This is a genomic window from Kineococcus deserti (genome assembly GCF_050871945.1).
Taxonomy (GTDB): domain Bacteria; phylum Actinomycetota; class Actinomycetes; order Actinomycetales; family Kineococcaceae; genus Kineococcus.
Window position 1 is genome coordinate 22,179 of record NZ_JBJLSI010000003.1, and the last position, 20,168, is coordinate 42,346.

19 protein-coding genes and 1 pseudogene are annotated in these 20,168 nt (G+C 72.6%); 7 read left to right on the plus strand and 13 right to left on the minus strand.

From position 1 onward, the window contains the following. Positions 1–20: 20 nt before the first annotated feature. From ACRYR2_RS03270 to ACRYR2_RS03300, 7 genes and pseudogenes are all read right to left on the minus strand, one after another. A complete protein-coding gene (locus ACRYR2_RS03270; RefSeq protein ID WP_432561397.1) occupies positions 21–848 on the minus strand; it encodes a type IV toxin-antitoxin system AbiEi family antitoxin in 828 nt (275 codons plus the stop codon). Positions 849–972: 124 nt separating this feature from the next. Then, a pseudogene (locus ACRYR2_RS03275) lies at positions 973–2,502 on the minus strand (aldehyde dehydrogenase (NADP(+))); the annotation flags it as partial. Positions 2,503–2,530: 28 nt separating this feature from the next. Next, positions 2,531–3,532, minus strand: a complete 1,002-nt coding sequence (locus tag ACRYR2_RS03280) for a proline racemase family protein (RefSeq protein ID WP_432561398.1) — start codon at positions 3,530–3,532, stop codon at positions 2,531–2,533. 3 nt (positions 3,533–3,535) lie between these two features. After that, a complete protein-coding gene (locus tag ACRYR2_RS03285) occupies positions 3,536–4,462 on the minus strand; it encodes a dihydrodipicolinate synthase family protein (RefSeq protein ID WP_432561399.1) in 927 nt (308 codons plus the stop codon). A 23-nt stretch (positions 4,463–4,485) separates the two neighbouring features. Continuing rightward, positions 4,486–5,907, minus strand: a complete 1,422-nt coding sequence (locus ACRYR2_RS03290) for an FAD-dependent oxidoreductase (protein WP_432561400.1) — start codon at positions 5,905–5,907, stop codon at positions 4,486–4,488. Further along, positions 5,900–6,214 (minus strand): (2Fe-2S)-binding protein, encoded by a 315-nt coding sequence (locus tag ACRYR2_RS03295; protein WP_432561609.1) that lies wholly within the window; start codon positions 6,212–6,214, stop codon positions 5,900–5,902. The genes ACRYR2_RS03290 and ACRYR2_RS03295 overlap by 8 nt, the downstream gene beginning before the upstream one ends. 11 nt (positions 6,215–6,225) lie before the next feature. Next, entirely contained in the window at positions 6,226–7,419 is a 1,194-nt protein-coding gene (locus tag ACRYR2_RS03300; protein WP_432561401.1) for an NAD(P)/FAD-dependent oxidoreductase, read from the minus strand. Between the two features lie 262 nt (positions 7,420–7,681). On the opposite strand from ACRYR2_RS03300, the gene ACRYR2_RS03305 reads away from it, so the two are divergent. Beyond that, on the plus strand, positions 7,682–8,299 hold the full coding sequence (locus ACRYR2_RS03305) for a GntR family transcriptional regulator (protein WP_432561402.1): 618 nt from the start codon (positions 7,682–7,684) through the stop codon (positions 8,297–8,299). Between the two features lie 60 nt (positions 8,300–8,359). Here the strand turns inward: ACRYR2_RS03305 and ACRYR2_RS03310 are convergent, their stop codons facing one another. After that, the gene (locus ACRYR2_RS03310; RefSeq protein WP_432561610.1) at positions 8,360–8,851 is read right to left on the minus strand and encodes a flavin reductase family protein; all 492 of its coding nucleotides are present in this window, start codon (positions 8,849–8,851) and stop codon (positions 8,360–8,362) included. Positions 8,852–8,912: 61 nt separating this feature from the next. Then, positions 8,913–10,214, minus strand: a complete 1,302-nt coding sequence (locus ACRYR2_RS03315) for an NtaA/DmoA family FMN-dependent monooxygenase (protein ID WP_432561403.1) — start codon at positions 10,212–10,214, stop codon at positions 8,913–8,915. Positions 10,215–10,490: 276 nt separating this feature from the next. Between ACRYR2_RS03315 and ACRYR2_RS03320 the strand changes: the two genes are divergently transcribed. The 6 genes from ACRYR2_RS03320 to ACRYR2_RS03345 are packed head-to-tail and all read left to right on the plus strand — an operon-like array spanning position 10,491 to position 15,846. Further along, complete coding sequence (locus tag ACRYR2_RS03320; protein WP_432561404.1) at positions 10,491–12,014, plus strand: sugar ABC transporter ATP-binding protein; 1,524 nt, start codon at positions 10,491–10,493, stop codon at positions 12,012–12,014. Then, entirely contained in the window at positions 12,004–12,987 is a 984-nt protein-coding gene (locus ACRYR2_RS03325) for an ABC transporter permease (RefSeq protein WP_432561405.1), read from the plus strand. Before ACRYR2_RS03320 ends, ACRYR2_RS03325 begins: the two co-directional genes overlap by 11 nt. A 44-nt stretch (positions 12,988–13,031) precedes the next feature. Continuing rightward, a complete protein-coding gene (locus ACRYR2_RS03330; protein WP_432561406.1) occupies positions 13,032–13,403 on the plus strand; it encodes a RidA family protein in 372 nt (123 codons plus the stop codon). Beyond that, positions 13,400–14,782, plus strand: coding sequence for a leucyl aminopeptidase family protein (locus ACRYR2_RS03335; RefSeq protein ID WP_432561407.1), 1,383 nt, complete (start codon positions 13,400–13,402; stop codon positions 14,780–14,782). The genes ACRYR2_RS03330 and ACRYR2_RS03335 overlap by 4 nt, the downstream gene beginning before the upstream one ends. Before the next feature lie 18 nt (positions 14,783–14,800). Beyond that, the gene (locus ACRYR2_RS03340) at positions 14,801–14,962 is read left to right on the plus strand and encodes a hypothetical protein (protein WP_432561408.1); all 162 of its coding nucleotides are present in this window, start codon (positions 14,801–14,803) and stop codon (positions 14,960–14,962) included. Beyond that, the gene (locus tag ACRYR2_RS03345) at positions 14,959–15,846 is read left to right on the plus strand and encodes an LLM class flavin-dependent oxidoreductase (protein ID WP_432561409.1); all 888 of its coding nucleotides are present in this window, start codon (positions 14,959–14,961) and stop codon (positions 15,844–15,846) included. The genes ACRYR2_RS03340 and ACRYR2_RS03345 overlap by 4 nt, the downstream gene beginning before the upstream one ends. 69 nt (positions 15,847–15,915) lie before the next feature. On the opposite strand, the gene ACRYR2_RS03350 is transcribed toward ACRYR2_RS03345, so the two are convergent. From ACRYR2_RS03350 to ACRYR2_RS03365, 4 genes are all read right to left on the minus strand, one after another. After that, positions 15,916–16,920, minus strand: coding sequence for an NADP-dependent oxidoreductase (locus ACRYR2_RS03350; RefSeq protein WP_432561410.1), 1,005 nt, complete (start codon positions 16,918–16,920; stop codon positions 15,916–15,918). A gap of 45 nt (positions 16,921–16,965) precedes the next feature. Next, complete coding sequence (locus tag ACRYR2_RS03355) at positions 16,966–19,224, minus strand: EAL domain-containing protein (RefSeq protein ID WP_432561411.1); 2,259 nt, start codon at positions 19,222–19,224, stop codon at positions 16,966–16,968. A 109-nt stretch (positions 19,225–19,333) separates the two neighbouring features. Beyond that, positions 19,334–19,801: an SRPBCC family protein gene (locus ACRYR2_RS03360; RefSeq protein ID WP_432561412.1), complete on the minus strand. Its 468-nt coding sequence runs from the start codon at positions 19,799–19,801 to the stop codon at positions 19,334–19,336. Between the two features lie 3 nt (positions 19,802–19,804). Then, positions 19,805–20,143: an ArsR/SmtB family transcription factor gene (locus ACRYR2_RS03365; protein WP_432561413.1), complete on the minus strand. Its 339-nt coding sequence runs from the start codon at positions 20,141–20,143 to the stop codon at positions 19,805–19,807. Positions 20,144–20,168 lie beyond the last annotated feature (25 nt).

The following is a 20,168-nucleotide window of genomic DNA, read 5'->3' on the forward strand; positions in this document are numbered from 1 at the left end:
CGATCAAGGAACCGGCGCCTTCACCACGACCGCCGCCGACCGTTCCACGGCAGCCCGAGCAACCCGGCGAGAGCGTGTTCGAAGTGCTGCGCGGTGCCGAGCACCTCGCCCTTGCCGACCACCAGGACCTCCCAGCCCTCACCGCGGAGGTAGGCGCGGCGGGCCTCGTCGTGCGCCCGCGCGGCGGCACCGTCGTGGTCCTCGACACCGTCGTACTCCACGGCCTTGCGCCGCTCCGGCCAGGCCATGTCGAGCCGGTACGGCCTGCGGCCCCCGGGGCGGGGTACCCGGACCTGCGTCTGCGGCGGGGGGAACCCACCGTCGACGATGCGCAACCGGCACATCGATTCGTACGGCGACTCGGCACCGGCGTCGGCCAGCCTGATCAGCTGTCGGGCCTGGGCGACGAACCGCTGCCCCTTCATCGTGGTCAATGCCTCCAGGAGTTCCTCGCGCTCCAGGGTGCCCGCTGCCGCCGCGCGGTCCAGGACGGCGAGGGCGATCGGCCGCGGTGCGAACCGGGCGATGTCCAGCAACGTCCGGCGCAGGGTGGTGACCGGTACGCCGTCGAGCACGGTGACGTCGTCGCGCAGGTCGCAGACGTGCGCCACGATTCCGCTGCGCGACAACGGTTCGGTGCCGATCTGGACGGCCACCTCGAGGGGGAGGGGAACGCCCCGCTCGTGCGGCATCCGCAGGTCGATCCCGTGCAGCCGCGCGGCGGTGCGTCGGCACAGGGCCGCCCCGGCGGGCAGGAAGGGGACCACGGCCCTCCGCCGCACCGCCTCGTCGAGCTCGAGGTTGGCCAGGTCGGCTCGGAGCAGTGGGTCCCTGGGGCCGGCGCGCATGCCGAGGAGGATCGCCGACGACGCAGAACGACGGATCGCGTCGTCCACAGGGCTGTGGACGACGCGACCCGTCGAATCCTTGATCGTCGGGGTTGAATCCTTGATCGCGGGGGGGAGAGAAGGGTCAGTGCGGGAGCTGGCCCCAGGTGCGGGAGCGGCCGGCGGGTTCGACGTGGCGGGGCAGACCCCAGGGGTTGTCGTCACGCAGGGCCGCCGGGAGCAGGTGCGCCGGGGCGTCCTGGTAGGTGACCGCCCGCTGGAAACGCTCGACGGCAGCCGTTCCCACCGAGGTCGTCGCCGCGTTGGTGCTGGCCGGGTAGGGACCGCCGTGGGTCATCGCCGGAGTCACCGCGACACCGGTGGGCCAGGCGTCGAACAGCAGCCGCCCGACGCGCGTGGTCAGCAGCTGCACGAGAGCGTGCAGTTCGGGGGAGTCCTCTCCCGGGCCCGTGTGCACGGTCGCCGTCAGCGATCCCGGGAAACCCTCGTCGAGGACGCGCAGCAGTTCCCCGGGCCGGGCCGGGTCGTACTCCACGACGACGGACAGCGGGCCGAACGCCTCGTCCAGCAACGCCTCGCCCTGCTCGAGGAGGACCTGCGGCGTCGTGCGCGCGAAGGTCGGGGAGGCGGAGGTGACGCCGTCGGACTCGAGCAGCTCTCCGGCGACGAGGGTGTCGACCGCCGGGGTGCTCAGGACCGCCGTGCGCCGGGCCGCGTATCCCGCGCTGATCCCCGGGTGCAGCAGCGGTTGCGGCTGCACCTCCTCCGCCGCCGCCACGAGGGCGTCCTCGAGCCCGTGCCCGGTGGGCACGAAGAGGAATCCGGGTTTGGTGCACAACTGGCCCGCCGAGCCGGTGACGCTGGTGACGTACCCGGCGGCGATCTCGGCGCCCCGGGCCGCCAGCGCGGCGGGGGTGACGACCACCGGGTTCACGCTGCCGAGTTCACCGTAGAACGGGATCGGGCGCGGGCGGTCGGCCGCGACGCGGGCCAGCGCGGTGCCGCCGGCGGTGGAGCCGGTGAAACCGGCGGCGCAGATGCGCGGGTCGGCCAGGGCGTCCAGCCCCGCCTGCTGACCGTGCACGACCTGCAGCGTCGCGGCGGGCAACCCGGCCGACTCCAGGGCCTGTGCGACGACGGCGCCGGTGCGCTGGGACAACCGGGGGTGCCCCGGGTGCGCCTTGAGGACGACCGGGCAGCCCGCCGCCAGCGCCGACGCGGTGTCGCCGCCGGCGACGGAGAAGGCGAACGGGAAGTTGCTGGCCCCGAACACCAGCACGGGCCCGATCGGGGCGCGGTAGCGACGCAGGTCCGGCCGCGGGCCGAGGACGAAGTCCGGGTCGGGTTCGTCGATGCGCACGTCGAGGAAGTCGCCGTCCAGGCACAGCTGGGCGAACAACCGCAGCTGGGTGGCGGTCCGCAGGAGCTCGCCGGACAGGCGGGGCGCCGGCAGGTGCGTCTCGGCGACGGCCAGGTCGACGAGCTCGGCGGCGTGCTCCTGCAGCGCGTCGGCCGCCTGCAGCAGCGCTGCGGCGCGGGTGCTCGGCGGGATCTGCGCGATCAGCGGCGCGGCGCCGGCGGCGGCCCGGAGGACCTCCTCCAGCTGCGCCGGCGACGTGTCCGCCGGGACGGGCGTGGTCGTCACGGTCATCGGGGAGGTCCTCCTGGGATCGCTGCGGGACTCAGAACGAGAAGCCCCGCGGGTACGGGTCGGTCGGGTCGAGCATGTACTGGCCGATGCCGGTCACCCAAGCCCGGCCGGTGATGGTGGGGACGACGGCGGGCTTCCCGCCGATCGTGGTCTCGCCGATCAGCCGGCCGGTGAACCTGCTGCCGATGAAGGACTCGTTGACGAAGTCCTCGTGCAGGCCGAGTTCACCGCGGGCGTGCAGCTCGGCCATCCGGGCCGACGTGCCCGTGCCGCAGGGGGAGCGGTCGAACCAGCCGGGGTGGATGGCCATGGCGTGCCGGGAGTGCTGCGCGGTCGAGCCGGGGGCGATGAACTCGACGTGGTGGCAGTGGTCGACGCCCTCGATCTCCGGGTGGTGCGGCGGGTCGCTCTCGTTGATCGCGTCCATGATCGCCAGGCCCGCGCGGACGATGTCGTCCTTGCGCGCCCGGTCGAACGGCAGACCGACGTCGTCGAGGTCGACCATGGCGTAGAAGTTCCCGCCGAAGGCGAGGCTGTAGGGGACCTCGCCCAGCCCCGGAACCTGCACCGTCGTGTCCAGCCGGTCGCAGTACGACGGGACGTTCTCCAGCGTCACGGCGTCCGCGTGCCCGTCGGAGACGTGCACCGAGGCGATGACCAGCCCGGCGGGGGTGTCGAGCCGGATCGTCGTCACCGGCTCGGTGACCGCGACCATCCCCGTCTCCACGAGCACGGTCGCGACGCCGATCGTCCCGTGCCCGCACATCGGCAGGCAGCCGGAGACCTCGATGTACAGGACGCCGAAGTCGGCGTCCGGCCGCGTGGGCGGCTGCAGGACGGCGCCGCTCATCGCGGAGTGACCACGAGGCTCGTTGACCAGCAACTGACGCAGGTCGTCCAGGTGCTCGATGAAGTGCAGGCGCCGCTCGTTCATCGTGGCACCCGGGATCACCCCGACCCCACCGGTGACCACCCGGGTGGGCATGCCCTCGGTGTGGGAGTCGACGGCGGAGAAGAGCCTCGTGGTCCGCACGGGTCAGACCGTCGCGCGGTTCGCGAGAGCCTTCATCGCGCGCTCCATGTCGGCGCGCACCTGGGCCTCGTGCTCGGCCGTCAGCGGTCCCCGCGGCGGGCGGCACACGCCGCCGAAGCGGCCGACCATGTCCATGCCGAGCTTGATCGCCTGGACGAACTCGGTGCGCGAGTCCCAGCGGAACACCGCGACGAGTTCGCGGTACAGGTCGCGTGCCTCGGCGTACCGGCCGGCGACCATGTGGTCGTAGATCTCGACGGACTCGGCCGGGAACACGTTCGGGAAACCGGCGAACCAGCCGACGGCCCCGTCCACCATGAGCTCGAACAGGACGTCGTCGGCGCCGGCGATGACGTCGATGTCGCACAGTTCGCTGATCTCGAAGGCGCGGCGGACGTCACCGCTGAACTCCTTGACCGCCACGACGTTCTCGAACTGGTTGATCTCGGCCACCAGGCTGGGCACCAGGTCGACCTTGGTGTCGATCGGGTTGTTGTAGGCCATGATCGGCAGGCCGACCTCGTCCAGGTGGCGGTAGTGCTCGACGACCTGCTCGCGGCTGGCGCGGTACATGGTGGGCGGCAGGGACAGCACACCGTCGGCGCCGTCCTCGGCGGCGAGCTCGGCCCAGTGCTTGGCCTGGTGCCAGCCCGGGCCGTGGACGCCGGCGATGACGATGCCGCGGCCGGCGACCGCCTCGACGGCGACCTGGATCACCTTGCGGCGTTCGTCGTCGGTCAGCGAGGAGTACTCGCCCAGCGAGCCGTTGGGGCCCACGCCGTGGCAGCCGTTCGAGACCAGCCAGTCGCAGTGCTCGGCGAACTTGTCGTAGTCGACGGCCAGGCCCGCGGGGGCCGAGGCGTCCTCCTTGTACGGCAGCGCGGTCGCGACGACGACGCCGCCGAGGTCGAACTTCTTCTTCTCGGCCATGGTCTTCTCCTGTCGGGTACGGGTCATTCAGGGGTGTCCGCCGTCGGACGGGTCGCGATGTCGCCGAGGCGCACCGGGACGGCGATGGGACGTTTGGGGAAGTGCGGCACCTCGCGCAGCGCGGGGTTGCCGGTGGCGGCGGCGAAGAACTCCTCGACGCTGCGGCCGCAGATGCGGCCCTGGCAGATGCCGAGCCCGGCGCGGCTGGTCAGCTTCAGCGACTTCAGGCCCTGGGCGCCGGTGACCTGCGCGCACCGGCGCATCTCACCGGCGGTGACCTCCTCGCAGCGGCACACCAGGGTGTCCTCGCGCAGCCAGTCCGTCCAGCCCGTGCCGATGCCGTGCGCCGCTTCCAGCCGGTCGGCGAACCGCCGGCCCGCGGTCCGCCTCCGGCGGTCGGCCGGGGACGGTTCGACCCCCGCGGCGACGGCCCCGGCGATCCGGCCCTCGACCAGGGACAGGTCCACGCCGCCGATGCCGGTGAGCTCACCCGCCGCCAGGACCCCGGGCACGGACGTGCGCTGGTCGTCGTCGACGACGACCCGACCGGCCGCGTCCAGCCGGCAGCCGGCGGAGGTGGCCAGCTCGGTGCGGCCGACGAAACCGTGGCTGACGCACAGGGCGTCCACCTCCACGGTCCGCTCGGTGCCCGGCACGGACCGCCAGTCGGCGTCGACGGCCGCGACCGTCACCGCCTCCACCCGGTCCTGGCCGTGGGCGGCCACGACGGTCGTACCGGCGCGGTAGGGGATGCGGTGCCGGGCGAGTTCGCGGACGTACTCGACGAGTTCACCGGCCTTGCCGGCGGCGGAGGCCAGTTCCCACGGGCGGGCGGCCCAACGGGTCAGCAGCCTGGGCCAGCTGCTGGCCTCGACGACCTCCACGACGTGCGACCCGGTGCGCAGCAGGCTGGCGGCGACGGGCAGCAGGAACGGTCCCGCGCCGGCTACCAGCACCCTGCGGCCGACCGCGATCCGCTCGCCCTTGGCCAGCGTCTGGGCGGCACCGCCGGAGTACACCCCGGGCAGGTCCCAGCCCGGGAAGGGCAGCGTGCGCTCGTGGGCACCGGTGGCCAGGACGAGCCGAGCGGGGTCGAACGTGCGGCGGACCCGGTCGGCGCCGTCGACCGGGCCGACGAGGACGTGCACGCGCGGCGGGCCGTCGGGGCGGCCGTCGACGGTCCAGACCTGGGCCTCGGTCACGACCTCGCAGCGCGGGTGGGCGCGCAGGGCGGCGGCCGTGCGGCGGAAGGTGCCCAGGCCGTGGTGCAGCCGGTCCTCGTGGGCGGCCGGGCGCTCGGGCGGCAGGTGCCGCCAGTACTGGCCGCCGAGGTCGTCGGAGGACTCCAGCAGCACGACGGTGGCGCCGTGCTCGACGGCCGCGAGGGCAGCGCTCATCCCGGCCGGGCCGCCGCCGACCACCAGGACGTCGGGGGTCTCAGTCACGGGGCAGCTCCTCGCGGCGTTCGTGCTGCAGCCCGACGACGTCGCCGTCGACCGCGCGGCGCTGGCAGGCGCGCACGTCGCGCAGCCCGTTGACGGTCACGAGGCAGTCGAAGCAGACGCCGATGCCGCAGAACACGCCGCGCGGACGGCCGGTGCGGCCGGCCGAACGCCACGAGGAGCGCCCGGCGGCCAGCAGGACGCCGGCGATCGTCTGACCGGCGACGCCCTGCAGTTCCTCACCGTCCACCTCGAGCGTCAGCGGCTGCGGTCCGGCCGGTTGCACGACGTCCTGCGACCGGGGGACCATCCGCGGACCGTTCACGAGAGGACCTCCTGGAGGTGGGGAGCCAGCGACGGGCGGGTCAGCGCGAACTCGTCCGCCAGCGCAACGCCCGTGCGGCCGTGGACGAGGCCTTCCACGATCTCGGCCGTGCCCAGGCACAGGCCGATGCCCGCCCCCTCGTGGCCCGTGGCGTGGAACAGGCCCGGTAGCCGCGGGTCCTCGCCGATGAGCGGCAGGTGGTCGGGGACGAAGGGCCGGAACCCCCCGTAGGCCCGCATGGCGTGCACGTCGGCCAGGAACGGGAACAGCGCGATCGCCTTGCGGGCGAGTTCGGCCAGCACGTGACCTTCGAACCGGTCGTCGAAACCCCGGCGCTCGCGCGAGGACCCGATGAGCACGGTGCCGGCGGGGGTGGACTCCACCACGCTGGAGGTCTGCAGCTCGGCCGAGCCCGACCCGACGGCGCCGACGTAGTCCGCGTCGTAGACCTTGTGGTGGATGCGTTGCGGCATGCGGGCCGTGACGAGCACCGTGCCGCGACGCGGCTTGACCGGGACGCGCACCCCCAGCCGGGCCGAGACCTCGGCCGACCAGGGACCGGCCGCGACCACGACGGCGTCGCCGTGGACGTCACCGGCGGCGGTGCGCACACCGGTGATCCGCCCGCCGGTCAGCAGCGGGGCGAGCACCTCGCGGTGCTGGTGGACGACCGCGCCGTGCACCCGCGCCGCCGCCAGCAGGGCCTCGGTCGCGACGACGGGCTGCACCTGGGCGTCGTCGGGGTAGTGGACGGCGAGTTCGACCTGCGGTGTCAGGTCCGGCTCGAGGTCGCGCAACACCTCGCCGGCGACGTCCTCGGCCCGGATGCCGACCGCGCGCTGGTCGGCGGCGAAGGCGGCCAGCCCGGCCGCGCCGGCGGGAGTCGTGGCGACCACGACACCACCCTTGGGATCGAACTCCAACGACGGGAAGCCGGTGGGGAGTTCGTCGCGCAGTTCCTCGTCCAGTCGCCGCCACAGTTCCAGCGAACGCAGCGACAGGTCGAGTTCGGCGCCCGGGCCCTTGTCCGACACCAGGAGGTTTCCCTCACCGCCCGAGGAGGTGCCGCCGGCCGAGGGGCCACGGTCGAGGACGACCACCTCGGCGCCCGCGCGGGCGAGGGCACGGGCGGTCGCGGCGCCGACGATGCCGGCCCCGACGACGACCACCCGGGCGCTGGAAGAGCTCACCTCAGTACTATGTCACACCTCGACTACCCGTCGGCTGTCCTTCGTGTTACGGCGCAGTTAAGTTCCTGCTCGGCGCCGTCGGCCGGGCGTTCAGGGCGGCTCGCCTCGCTGGACTCCCTCTGCGGCGTGAGTCAGAATGCGGAGCGCAGCACCTCACCTCGCGAGGCGCGCTTCGGTACACGGTTCAGGGAGACTCATGGCTGACGGTTCGGCCGCATCACCGGTCACACGGCTCGCGCCGACCACCAGCCTCCGCGAACGGGTGGAGAAGCAGCTCGCCGACCGGATCACCGCCGGGGAGATGGCGCCGGGGGAGGTCTTCTCCGCCCCCGCCCTCGCCGTCCAGTTCGGGGTTTCGGCCACCCCGGTCCGCGAGGCGATGCTGAACCTCGCCAAGCGCGGGCTCGTGGAGATCGTCCGGAACAAGGGTTTCCGCGTCACCGAGATGAGCCGGGCCGAACTCGAGGCGATCGTCGACGTCCGGCAGTTGCTGGAGGTTCCCGCGGTCGGCCGTCTCGCGGGCAAGCTGACCGCGCCCCAGGCGCGCAAGTTGCGGCGCCAGGGCCAGACCATCGTGACGGCGGCGGAGAAGGGGCAGCTCGGCCCCTACCTCGAGGCCGACCTCGAGTTCCACCTCGGCCTGCTCGACCTGGTGGGGAACCCGCGGCTCGTCGAACTCGTGCGCGACCTGCGCGCCCAGACCCGTTTGACGGGGCTGGCCACCATGCTGGGCAGCAGGACCCTGGAGATCTCCGCGCAGGAGCACCCGCGGCTCGTCGACCTGCTCGAGGCCGGGGACCGGCAGGGCGCGGAACGCCTGATGCACCAGCACATCGGTCACGTCCTCGGCTGGTGGTCGGGAGTCCCCGAGGGCGAGTGATGCCCCGACGCCACGAAGCCCGCCCCGGACGTTCCGGGGCGGGCTTCGTCGTCCGGTCGTTCAGACCTTGGGGGTCAGGGTGCGGAAGGCCGAGGAGTGCCACACCAGGGGTTCGGTGTCGGGGGCGGTGCCCATGGCGTGCACCTGCAGCAGGACCACGTCGTGGTCGCCGGCGGGAACCTCGGAGTAGATGGAGCACTCCATCCACACCGGCGCGCCGTGGATGAAGTTGGCGCCGGAGTCCAGCGTGGTGGTGGCGATGCCGGCGAAGCGGTCGGTGGCATGCAGGGCCTTGGAGGCCAGCTGGCGGGCGGCCAGGTCGTGGGCCTCGCCCAGGACCGAGACGCCGATGCGCGCGCCTGTCTTCAGCTTGGGCCAGCTGGAGGAGGTGTGCTGGACGGCGAAGAGCACCAGCGGGGGGTCCAGGGAGATGCCGACCTGGAAGGAGGAGGCGACCAGCACCACGGGCTCCTTGTCGTGCTCGCCCTCCACGACGGCGGACAGGGCCGCCACGCCGGAGGGGAACAGCGCGAACGTGGTCCGCAGCGCCATGGGGTCGTCGTCGAAGGCGACGAGGTCGAGTTCCGTGGTGAGCACGTCGGGTTCCTCCTGGTCAGTGGACGGGGGGCAGGCCGAGACGCTCACGGAACGTGGCGCCGGTGGGTTCGGGGTCGAAGACCCCGTTCTTGACCAGCAGCGGGACGACCTCGTCGAAGAAGGTCCACGCGCCGGTGGGGACCGGGATCGGCTGCAGGTTGAAACCGTCGACGGCCTTGCCGCGGTACCACTCGGTGATCTGGTCGGCGACCTGTTCGGGAGTGCCGATCATCTGCAGGTGGCCCGAGCGGCCGATCGTGGAGAAGTGCCGGCGCAGGTCGCCGACGGTCGTCCGGCCGGTGCGGCGGACGTCCTCGGCGATCATCCCCAGCCACGACGTCCCCTTGGCGTTCTCCTGGGTCACCAGGTCCTCGGCCGTGACGACGCGGTCGGCGTCTGCGGTGCTGATGTCGAAACCCAGGACGTCGGAGACGTCCTGGGCGTACTCGTCCTTGCCCGCGGCTTCCCGCACCTGCTGGTAGAGGCGCTGAGCCTCCTCCTCCGTCGATCCGACGACGGTGTTCAGCGCCGGGACGAACTTGAGGTGGTCGGGGTTGCGGCCCGCAGCCGTGGTCGCGTCCTTGATGCGGCGGTAGGTCTGCTGCGCGGTCGGCAGGTGGTTGACGACGCCGAACAGGACCTCGGCGTGCCGCGCCGCCACGGTCAGGCCGTTGGCCGACTGGCCGGCCTGGAACAGCACCGGGTAGCCCTGCGGGGGTCGCGGGGTGTCGAGGGGCCCGGCGACGTGGAAGAAGTCGCTGTGGTGGTCGACGGGGTGGATGCGGTCGGCCCGGGTCTGCAGGCCCGTGGCGCGGTCGACGACGATCGCATCGCGTTCCCAGGACAGGCAGAGGTCCTTGAAGACGCTGATGAAGGCGTCGGCACGCTCGTAGCGACGCGCGTGGTCGGGCAGTGCGCTGCCGAAGTTCGCGCCCGCGCGGGGGTCGGAGGTGGTGACGATGTTGATGCCGGCGCGGCCGCGGGAGAGGTGGTCGAGCGTGGCGAACTGCCGGGCGACGTTGTACGGCTCGCTGTAGGTCGTCGACAGCGTGGCGACCAGACCGATCCGGTCGGTGACGGCGGCCAGGGCGGAGAAGAGCGAGACCGGTTCGAGCGGGGAGAGCAGGTGGTCCCACTCCTCCGGAGGCAGGGCGAGCTTGTCGGCCTGGAAGAGGGCGTGGAAGCCGGCGGTCTCCGCGCGGCGGGCCAGTTCGGTGTACCAGGACAGGTCGGTGGCGCGTTCGACCTCGTTGCCGGGCAGGCGCCACGCGCCGCTCGCGTAGGTGCCGGGCTGGACCACCAGGGACAGGACGAGCACGGATCGGTTCCTTTCGGTGGGCCCTCGCGGGGCTCTGGCGGACCGGGCGATCGCGCCCGCCGGACCTGGCGGAGCGTGGTCGGAACGTGTTTCCCGTGGCGCCGGACACTACAATGTCACACAGCGTCAGCCAATGGCGGTGAGCGCGGATGCGGCGGGGGTTACACGAACGTAACACGCACGCAACAGCATGCGTGACATAGTACTGAGGCGGCACCGTTCCCCTGCGGAGGACGTCCGCGGATCCGTCGGACGAACGAGGAAGGAGCCGGTGGCATGACGCAGGTGGCTGCGCTGGCGGGAGTTTCCAAGCGGTTCGGCAACACCCAGGCGCTGCGATCGGCCGACCTCACGGTGACCGCCGGCACGGTGCACGCCGTCGTGGGGGAGAACGGTGCCGGGAAGTCGACCATCGGCAAGGTGCTGGCCGGGTTGTACACCCCCGACGAGGGGGAGATCACCGTCGACGGGCAGGCCGTCGGCCGGTGGAGCGTCAAACGCGCCCAGCAGCACGGCATCGTCATGATCGCCCAGGAGCTGTCGCTCGTCCCCGACCTGACGGTCGCCGAGAACGTCTTCCTCGGCCTCGAGCACCACACGGTGGGGTTGCTCACCCCCGACCTCGTGCAGCGCTACCGCGCGCTGGACGAGACGGCGGGTTTCGGGCTGGACCCCCGGGCGAAGGTCCGCAGCCTCAAGATCGCCGACCAGCAGAAGGTCGAGATCATGCGGGCGCTGGCGCGCGAGGCGCGGGTGCTCATCCTCGACGAGCCGACGTCCTCGCTGACCGGGCACGAGACCGAGCAGCTCCACCAGGTCATGCGCGACCTCACCGCGCAGGGCACGGCCGTCATCTACGTCTCGCACTTCCTCGACGCCGTGCTGTCCGTCAGCGATGTCATCACGGTCATGCGCAACGGCGAACCCGTCGCGACGGCCGGCATCGGCGAGTGGACCAAGCAGCGCATGGTCTCGGCCATGCTCGGCCGCGACCTCGAGTCGGCGTTCCCCGACCGTCCCGCCGCCCCCGCCGGCGTCGAACCCGTCCTGGTGGTCGACGGCATCGCCGGACCCGGTGTCCGCGAGGCCTCCTTCGTCGTCCGGCCCGGCGAGGTGGTCGGCCTGCTCGGCCTCGTCGGCAGCGGCCGCAGCGAGATCGCCCGGCTGGTCTTCGGTGCCGAGCAGACCACCGCGGGCACCATCAGCTGGCGGGGTGAGGTGTTGCCGCGCAGACGGTCCGTCGGTGACTCGGTGCGACGAGGCCTGTCGATGGTCCCCGAGGACAGGCACGGGCAGGGCCTGTTCCTCATGCGGTCCATCCGCGAGAACATCAGCCTGAACTCGCTGCGCTCGTTCTCGAAGCTGGGTTTCCTCAGCCGCCGCCGCGAGGCGCAGGCCGTCGCCGGGCTCGTCGAGCGCGTCGGCGTCCGCCCGAACGACCCCCGCCTCGAGGTCGAGGGACTGTCCGGCGGCAACCAGCAGAAGGTCCTGCTCGCCAAGTGGCTCATGAACCGCCCGGGCCTGGTGATCCTCGACGAGCCGACCCGCGGGGTCGACATCGGCTCGAAGTTCGCGATCTACCAGCTCGTCGCCGACCTGGCGGCGGCGGGAACCGCGGTCGTCCTCATCTCCTCCGAGCACGAGGAGATCCTCAACCTCGCCCACCGCGCGCACCTGGTCTCCGAGGGGCGGGTCCTCGACGAGGTGGACCCCGGCGCCGTCGAGCTCGAGGACGTGTTGCGCCGCCTGTTCGCCGCCCAAGAAGACCTGGAGTCCGAGGAGTTGTCCGATGTCGCCTGACCTTGCCGTCCGCCCCGAGAAGACCCAGCAGCCGCGGTTCGACGTCGTCTCCTTCCTGCGTGACTACGCCGTCCTGATCCTGCTCGTCGTCCTCGTCGTCGTCCTCAGCGCGATGTCGCCCGTGTTCTTCACGGCCCCCAACCTGCTGAACATCGTCACGCAGAACGCGCCGGTGGCGATCATCGCCATCGCCGGCACGTTCGTCATCATCTCCGGCAACTTCGACCTGTCGGTCGCCTCCATCTACGCCGTCGGGTCGGTCGTCGCGGCCTCGATCGCCGTGGCCACCGACGACGTCCTGCTCGGCCTGCTCGCCCCGCCGGTCCTGGGCATGGCCCTGGGCCTGGCCAACGGGTTCGCGGTCACGAAGCTGCACGTCCACTCCTTCCTCGCGACGCTCGCCTCGAGCATGGTGTTCGGGTCGCTGGCCGTGATGATCACCGGCGGTTCGCTCATCACGGTCACCGTCGACGGGTTCAGCGAACTGGGCCGCGGCCGCACGCTGGGCGTCTTCAACGCCGTGTGGGTGCTGCTGCTGCTGGTGGTCGTGGGCACCGTCCTGCTGACCCGCACCACCTTCGGCCGACACGTGTTCGCCGTCGGTGGGAACCCGGCCGCCGCGGAACTGTCCGGCCTGTCGGTCGACCGGATCCGGATCCTCGTGTTCGGGCTGAGCGGTCTGGCTGCAGGCATCGCCTCCGCGATCGGCGTCTCACGCATCTCCTCCGGGCAGCCACTGGCCGGTGCGGGTCTGGAACTGCAGGCCATCGCGGCCGTCGTCCTCGGCGGCACGAGCATCAACGGTGGCGCCGGCGCCGTCTGGCGGTCCATCGCCGGCGTCTTCCTCATCGCCCTGATCGGCAACGGGTTCGACCTGATGAACATCAACCCGCAGATGAAGGACCTCGTGACCGGTGTCATCATCCTCGTCGCCGTCGCCGTGGGCGTCATGGGCCGGCGACGCCGCCGCTGACCCCCTCCGACCACCCGAACGCGACAGAACGGAACGCAGCTCCCGTGGAAACCCAGCACATCGGCGCCACCCCCGGCGCGAACCTGTCCCAGGCCGTCGTCGCCGGGGACCTCGTGTTCACCGCCGGCCAGGTGGGCGTCGTCGACGGCGAGCTGCCCGACGACATCGCCGACGAGATCGCCGCCGCGTTCGACAACCTCGAGGCCGTCCTGGTCCAGGCCGGCAGCAGCACGGCCGACATCGTCTCGGCCACCTGCTACGTCGTCGACCTCGCCGACGTACCGGCGATGAACGCGGAGTACGTGCGGCGCATCCCCGAACCGCGCCCGGCCCGGGCGACGGTGCGGGCCGACCTCATCGCGCCCTACCGTTTCGAGATCCAGTGCACCGCCGTGCGCCGGGGCGGCACCGCGTGAGGCCGCTGGTCCTGCCGTTCTCCACCGACGACCTCGACGGGATCGACGAGTCCGTCGCCGGGCACCTGCGCATCGCGCAGTTCACCGGCGAGCTCGGCCAGGTCGTGACGGCCCCGAACTCGACCCGTCCGACCCTGCTCACCGGGTGCGGCGCGCGGGCCGACCTCGACGTGACGGCGCTGCGGCTGGCCGCGGCCGCGGCCGGCCGGGCGTGGTCGCACGTCGAGGCCGCCGAGGTCGACCTGTCGAGCATCGGCGCGGACCTGCTGCCCGCGCAGGACCGCGACCGGGCCTTCGCCGAGGGCCTCGTCCTCGGTGCCTACCGGTTCGACGCGCACCGCACCACCACGCCCCGGTGGACGCCGCCGGTCTGGACGCCGACGGTCGGCGGTCCTGGCTGGGACGCCGGCCTGGCCGTCGCCGCGGCGGTGTGCCGGGTGCGGGACGTCGTCAACGAACCGGCGAACGTCCTGACGCCCTCAGCGCTGGCCGCGCACTGCGTGCAGGTCGGCGCCGACACCGGGTTGACCGTCACAGTGCGGGACGAGGAGTGGTTGCAGGACAACGGGGCTGGGGGGATCCTCGCGATCGGCCGGGGTTCGGTCGAGCGGCCGCTCATGCTCGAGTTCGGGTTCGGTGACCCCACCCGCCCCGTGGACCTCTGCCTCGTCGGCAAGGGCGTGACCTTCGACACCGGTGGGCTCTCGCTCAAGGGTGCCGAGGAGATGATCACCATGCACTCCGACATGGCCGCCGTCCCCACGATCCTGCACGCCATGACGTTCCTCGCGCAGGTCGCCCCGAACCTGCACGTCCGGGCCTTCTGCCCGGTGGTGGAGAACATGCCGGGCCCGCACAGCACGCGGCCCGGGGACGTCGTCACCGCCCGCAACGGCAAGACCATCGAGGTGCTGAACCTCGACTTCGAGGGCCGCACGATCATGTCGGACGCGTTGTCCTTCGCAGGGGAACTCGAACCCGCCCTGATCGTGGACCTGGCCACCCTCACGTACGGCGCGCAACTGGCTCTGGGGCCGCGGATGGCGGCGCTGTTCGGCACCGACGACGCGACGACCGCGGTGACCGCAGCCGCCACCCGTGCGGGAGAGCCGGTGTGGCGGCTGCCGATCCAGGAGTACCTCATGCCGACCATCCGCTCGCGGGTGGCCGACGTCAAGAACTACCCCTACCAGCCGATGGTGCGGGCCACCACGGCGGCGATGTTCCTGCGGGAGTTCATCCCCGAGGACACCCCGTGGGCACACCTGGACATCGCCGGCCCGGCCTGGTCCACCGACGCGCACGAACTCACCACCGAGGGCGGCACCGGGTTCGGGATGCGGCTGCTGGTGGAGTTGTTCCGCTCGCTGGGCGACTGAACCGACGGAGGCTCCCTCGTGCACATCCCCTTCCCCCGGCCGGACCAGGACCCGGAGCGGCCTTCGTCGCGGTGGGTCGACGGGGCGGTGCGGACGTGGCTGCTGACCGCGGTCCTCACCGTTGCGGGGGGCCTCGCAGCCCTGGCGCTGGGCGACCTGCTGCGTGGGGTGGTCGAGTGAGCGACGTTCCGGCGTTGTCCTGCGTCGTCCTGCCGGACAACGCTCCCGCGCAGTTCCTGGCCGACGTGCGCGAGGCCGAGCAGGCCGGCGTCCGCACGGTGTGGACGTACGACCACCTGTCCTGGCGCTCGTTGCGCGGCGGCCCGTGGTTCGGGATGGTGCCCCTGCTGTCCGCCGCGGCCGTGACGACGTCGACCGTCCGCCTCGGGGTGCAGGTCGCCACCCCGAACTTCCGCCACCCCGTGCCCTTCGCGCAGGAGGTCATGACGCTGGACCACCTGTCCGGCGGGCGGTTCGACCTGGGGGTCGGCGCCGGTGCCCGCGACTCCGACGCGGTCGTGCTGGGTCAGCCGGAACTGTCGCTGCGGGAGCGGGCCGACCGCTTCGGGGAGTGGACGACCGTCCTGCGTGACGCCCTGGCGGGCGGGCGGACGTCGTTCACGGGGACGTACTACGACGTGCGCGAGGCCGTCACCGAACCCGGGTGCGTGCAGTCGCCCACCGTCCCGTTCACGGTCGCCGCGACCGGCCCGCGCGGGATGCGGCTCGCGGCGCGGATCGGCACCTCCTGGGTCACCTACGGACCGTTCGGGGTCGAGCAGTCCTCACCGCTGGACTGGGTCTCCCAGGTGGCGGCGCAGACCGAGGCGTTCGGCCGGGTCGAGGCGGAGGTCCGCCCCCGGCGCCGGATCCGCCGCATCGTGCAGATCGGCCTGGACCAGCGGGAGTTCTTCACCGACGCGGACACCTACGCCGAGGTGCTCGCCGGCCTGACGGCGGCGGGGTTCGACGAGGTGACCGTGCACTGGCCCCGGCCCGACGGACGCGGTGTCCCGCGCGGTGCGCTGGAGCGCGTGGTGGAGCTGCACGCCGCAGCTCGCTGATCACCGAAGTGCTTGATCACCAGAGGGCGGGGGTGCCCGTCGTGCGGTGGTCGTGCACGACGGAACTCCTCAGATCCGGACGAGCATCTTCCCCGTGTTGCCCCCGCGCATCATCGACAGGAACGCCTCGACCGCGTGGTCGATCCCGTCGACGACCGTCTCGTCGTAGGCGATCCTCCCCTCCGCGAACCACCCGGTCATCCGCTCACGGAACTCACCGGCCAGGTGGGCGTGGTCGCCGACGATGAAACCGCGCAGCGTCAGCTTCTTGCTCACCAGGTGCCACAGGTTGTCCGGGCCGGGCGGGCGCTCCGTGTCGTTGTAGCCCGAGATCGCCCCGCACAGGGCGGCGCGGCCGTGCGGGTTGAAGACGTCGATCGCGGCCTCGAGGTGGTCGCCGCCGACGTTGTCGAAGAACACGTCGATGCCCTCGGGCGCGGCCTGCGCCAGCTGCTCGCGGATCGGGGCGTCCTTGTAGTTCACGGCCCGGTCGTAGCCGTACTTGGAGGTGAGCAGTTCCACCTTCTCCGCCGACCCGGCCGACCCGACGACGGTCGAGGCGCCGAGCAGGCGGGCGATCTGGCCGACGGCCGTCCCGACGGCGCCGGCCGCGCCGGAGACGAACACCGTCTCGCCCTCGCGCAGCTGCGCGACGTCGACGAGGCCGACGTACGCGGTCAGCCCGGTCATGCCCAGCACGCCCAGGTGCAGGGAGTTCGGGCCGCCGGGGACCTCCTGGACCTTCCGGAACTCCTGCGCCGGTCCCTGGGCCACGTCGCGCCAGCCGAGGTTGTGCACGACCAGCGAACCCTCGGGCAGGTCGGCGCTCGTGGACGCGACGACGCGGCCGACGGCCCCGCCCGTCATCGTCTCGCCCAGGGCGTAGGGCGGGGTGTAGCTCTTGACGTCGTTCATCCGGCCCCGCATGTACGGGTCGACCGAGACGAACTCGTTCTCGACCCGCACCTCGTCCGCGCGCAGGTCCGGCAGCTCCACCTGGACGGTCCGGAAGTCCTCCTCGACGGGCCACCCCGAGGGACGGCTGACGAGCTGGATCTGGGTGCTGGCGACCATGCCCCGAGCCTAGGGGCGTGTCCGACGACCGCGACCGCAGGCGCGTCAGCCGACCGCGGTCCGCTCCTTCTTCACGCGGTACATCGCGTGGTCGGCGTGCTGCAGGAGCTGCTCGAAGGTCCGCCCGTGCTGCGGGGCCACCGCGACGCCGATGCTCACGCCGACGGACACCTCCACCCCGTCCAGCGCCCCGTCCAGCGGCACCGGGTCGGCCAGCCGGTACGTCAGGGACCGCGCGAGGCGGGTGGCGGCCTCGGCGGCCGCGTCGGGGTGCAACCCGGGCAGCGCCACGATGAACTCGTCACCCCCGAGCCGGGCCAGCATCCCCTCGGGCACCGAACGGCGCAGGCGGCGGGCCGTCGTCACGAGCAGGTCGTCACCGGCGGCGTGGCCGAACTCGTCGTTGACCGACTTGAAACCGTCGAGGTCGCAGAACAGCAGCGCGACGGTCGTGTGCGGGTCGCGCAGCGCCGGTTCCACGACGCCCTCGGCGTGGCGCCGGTTGGGCAGCCCGGTGAGCTGGTCGGTGAACGCGAGTTCCTCGATGCGCCGGACGTACGCGCGCGAGCGTTCCCGCTCCACCTCCAGCTGCTGCTGCGCCCGCACCCGCTCGGTGACGTCGTGCTGGACGCCGATGTACTGCACGACGCGCCCGGTCCCGTCGACGACGGGTGCCAGGTGCACCTCGTTCCACCACGGGATGCGCTGCGGCCCACGGTGGTTGAGCAGCACGCCGCGGTACTCCCGCCCCTGCGCGATGGCCGCGCGCATCGCGTCGACGACCGCGCGGTCGGTGTCGGGGCCCTGCAGGAGACGGCAGTTGCGCCCCAGCACCTCCTCGGCGCGCCACCCCGAGAGCGTCTCGAACGCGGAGTTCACGTAGATCAGCGGGTGGTCCGGGCGCAGCACGTCGGCGATCGCGACGCCGCTCGTGGTCGCGGACAGGGCGCGCTGCAGGATCGCCTCGGACGTGCTGGTGAGCCGGGCGGTGGCCGCCGCGGTGGCGATGGCGCTGGCAGGGGCGCTCGCCGGGCTAGGCGCGGGCAGGGCGGCGGGTGCTTCGGGAACCCGCGGCGCGACGCGGGACAGCAGCGAGTGCGCCGCCGCGGCGACCGTGGCCCGGTCGTAGGTCAGGGCGTAGTCGAACATCCGCTCGCGGTCGTGACCTTCGTCGCCGAGGTCCTTGGCCAGCAGCGCGGCCGCGAAGTGCGGGGCCAGCACGACGACGTCCCACTCGCCGCGGACGGGATCCTGCGGGTCGAACGGAGCGCCGCGCACCCCCTCGAGGACACCGGCGGGCAGGTCCTCACCGAGCGCGCAGACGAAACCGACCCGGTCGGCCAGGTCGCGGTAGCGGCTGCGGGTCGCGGGGGTGAAGTGGCGGGCCTCCTGGAACGTCGAGGCGACCACGCACGTCTCGCCCAGGCGCATCGCCTCGCGTTCGAGCTGCTTGCTGAGCTCCACCAGCAGCGCCTTGGGCGCGCGCCGCAGCGGGGTGCCGACGGGCAGCACCGCGAACGGCGACGTCGTCGAGGCGTCGGCGACGGGCACGACCGGCGGCAGCACCAGCTGACCGACCGTCAGCGCCGGGGGCGGCGGCGCGGCGGGCCGGCCGAACATCCAGCCCTGACCCAGGTGGGCGCCCAGCGCGCGGGCGGTGAGCAGGTGCCCCTCGTCCTCGATGCCCTCGGCCAGCACGAGCGCGCCGGACTCCTGGGCGTAGGCGTTGACGGCGTTCATGATCTGCGCGACGGCGGGCCCGGGCCGGTCCTGCACCAGGCGCAGGTCCAGCTTCACGACGTCGGGCCGCAGCAGCGGCATGAAGGCCAGCGACATGGCGTCCGCGCCGACGTCGTCCAGGGCGATGGCCCAGCCCAGTTCGCGGATGCGGGCGACCGTGCGCAGCAGCTCGGCCGGCCGGGCCGCCAGCGCGCGCTCGGTCATCTCCACGACCACCCGCAGCCCACCCGGGGCACCCTCGGCGAGCGCCATGAGCTCCGGCAGCGGGGCGGAGTCCAGGACCTCGGGTTCGACGTTGACGAAGAGCGTCAGCGGGGCGACCAGGGAGTGCTCGACGGCACCGCGCAGGGCCGCGGCCCGGCACGCCTGGTCCAGCTCCGCGAGCACCCCGGCGGCGCGGGCCGCGGCGAACAGCTGGTCCGGACGGTGCAACGGCCCCTGCGGTCCACGGGCCAGCGCCTCGTAGGCCACCACGGCGCCGGAGTCCAGGTCGACGATCGGCTGGAACTCGCTGTGCACCGCGCCCTCGCGCAGCACGTCGTGGATGGTGGGGTCCTTCGTCACCCTGGGTACTTCGGCAGGAGGGCGGCGGGACTGGAACGGCCGTCACCCGTCCGGCACCGCCGCGGGTGGACGGCGTCCGTGAGGTGGGTGACCCGGACACCGCGACGCTCTACGCGGTCGGCAGTCCCTCGGTGACGTGGGCGGCCAGGTGGTCCAGGGTCTGCCGGCCGCCCTCGATCGCGTGGTACTTCTCGACCGCCTCGTCGCGCGCCTGGGCGGTGGGGAAGACGGTGCGCATCCGGAGCAGGGTTCCCCTCCCGTCGGCGGTGAAGGCGAAGACCGACTCGAAGGCGTTGGGGTCGTCGCGGAACTCGCCGTGCCGCAACGAGATCGACACGGGCGGCGTGATCTCCGTCCAGGTGATCCACTCCGGGTAGTCCGTCCCGTCCGGCCCGTGCATGACGAACTCCCACTCACCGCCCACACGGAACTCGAAGGACCGCGTGGTGGTGGTGAAACCCTCCGGCCCCCACCAGCGCGACAGGTGCCGCACCTGCGTGAAGGCCTCGAAGACCCGTTCCGGTGGGGCGTCGATCACCCGGGTGATGGTGATCTCGCGGTCGGTCTGCGTGCTCATCAGCTACTCCTCCGTCGCATCCGGGAGTTCCTGCACGTACGCGTCCAGCCGGTCGAAGCCGGCGTTCCAGAACCGCTCGAAACCGCCGGTCCACTCGTGCACCGACCGCAGGCCCCGGGCGTCGAGGCCGTACAGGCGCTGCCTGCCGGCCTTGCGGTCCCGCACCAGCCCGACCTCGCGCAGCACGCGCAGGTGCTTGGAGACCCCCGGCTGGGGCATCCCCAGTTCCCGGGCCACCTCGGTCACCGGCAGCTCACCCGAGCGCAGCAGGGCCAGGATCTGCCGTCGCTGCGGCTCGGCGATCGCGTTGAAGACGTCCGAGGTCGTCGTTGCGCGGGCCACGGACGACAACATATACCCGTATGGG

Coding starts and splice junctions, on each gene's coding strand:
- ACRYR2_RS03270 (WP_432561397.1), bottom strand. CDS start 848: ATGCGCGCCGGCCCCAGGGACCCACTGCTCCGAGCCGACCTGGCCAAC.
- ACRYR2_RS03285 (WP_432561399.1), bottom strand. CDS start 4,462: ATGGCCGAGAAGAAGAAGTTCGACCTCGGCGGCGTCGTCGTCGCGACC.
- ACRYR2_RS03295 (WP_432561609.1), bottom strand. CDS start 6,214: ATGGTCCCCCGGTCGCAGGACGTCGTGCAACCGGCCGGACCGCAGCCG.
- ACRYR2_RS03310 (WP_432561610.1), bottom strand. CDS start 8,851: ATGGCGCTGCGGACCACGTTCGCGCTGTTCCCCTCCGGCGTGGCGGCC.
- ACRYR2_RS03320 (WP_432561404.1), top strand. CDS start 10,491: ATGACGCAGGTGGCTGCGCTGGCGGGAGTTTCCAAGCGGTTCGGCAAC.
- ACRYR2_RS03325 (WP_432561405.1), top strand. CDS start 12,004: ATGTCGCCTGACCTTGCCGTCCGCCCCGAGAAGACCCAGCAGCCGCGG.
- ACRYR2_RS03350 (WP_432561410.1), bottom strand. CDS start 16,920: ATGGTCGCCAGCACCCAGATCCAGCTCGTCAGCCGTCCCTCGGGGTGG.
- ACRYR2_RS03360 (WP_432561412.1), bottom strand. CDS start 19,801: ATGAGCACGCAGACCGACCGCGAGATCACCATCACCCGGGTGATCGAC.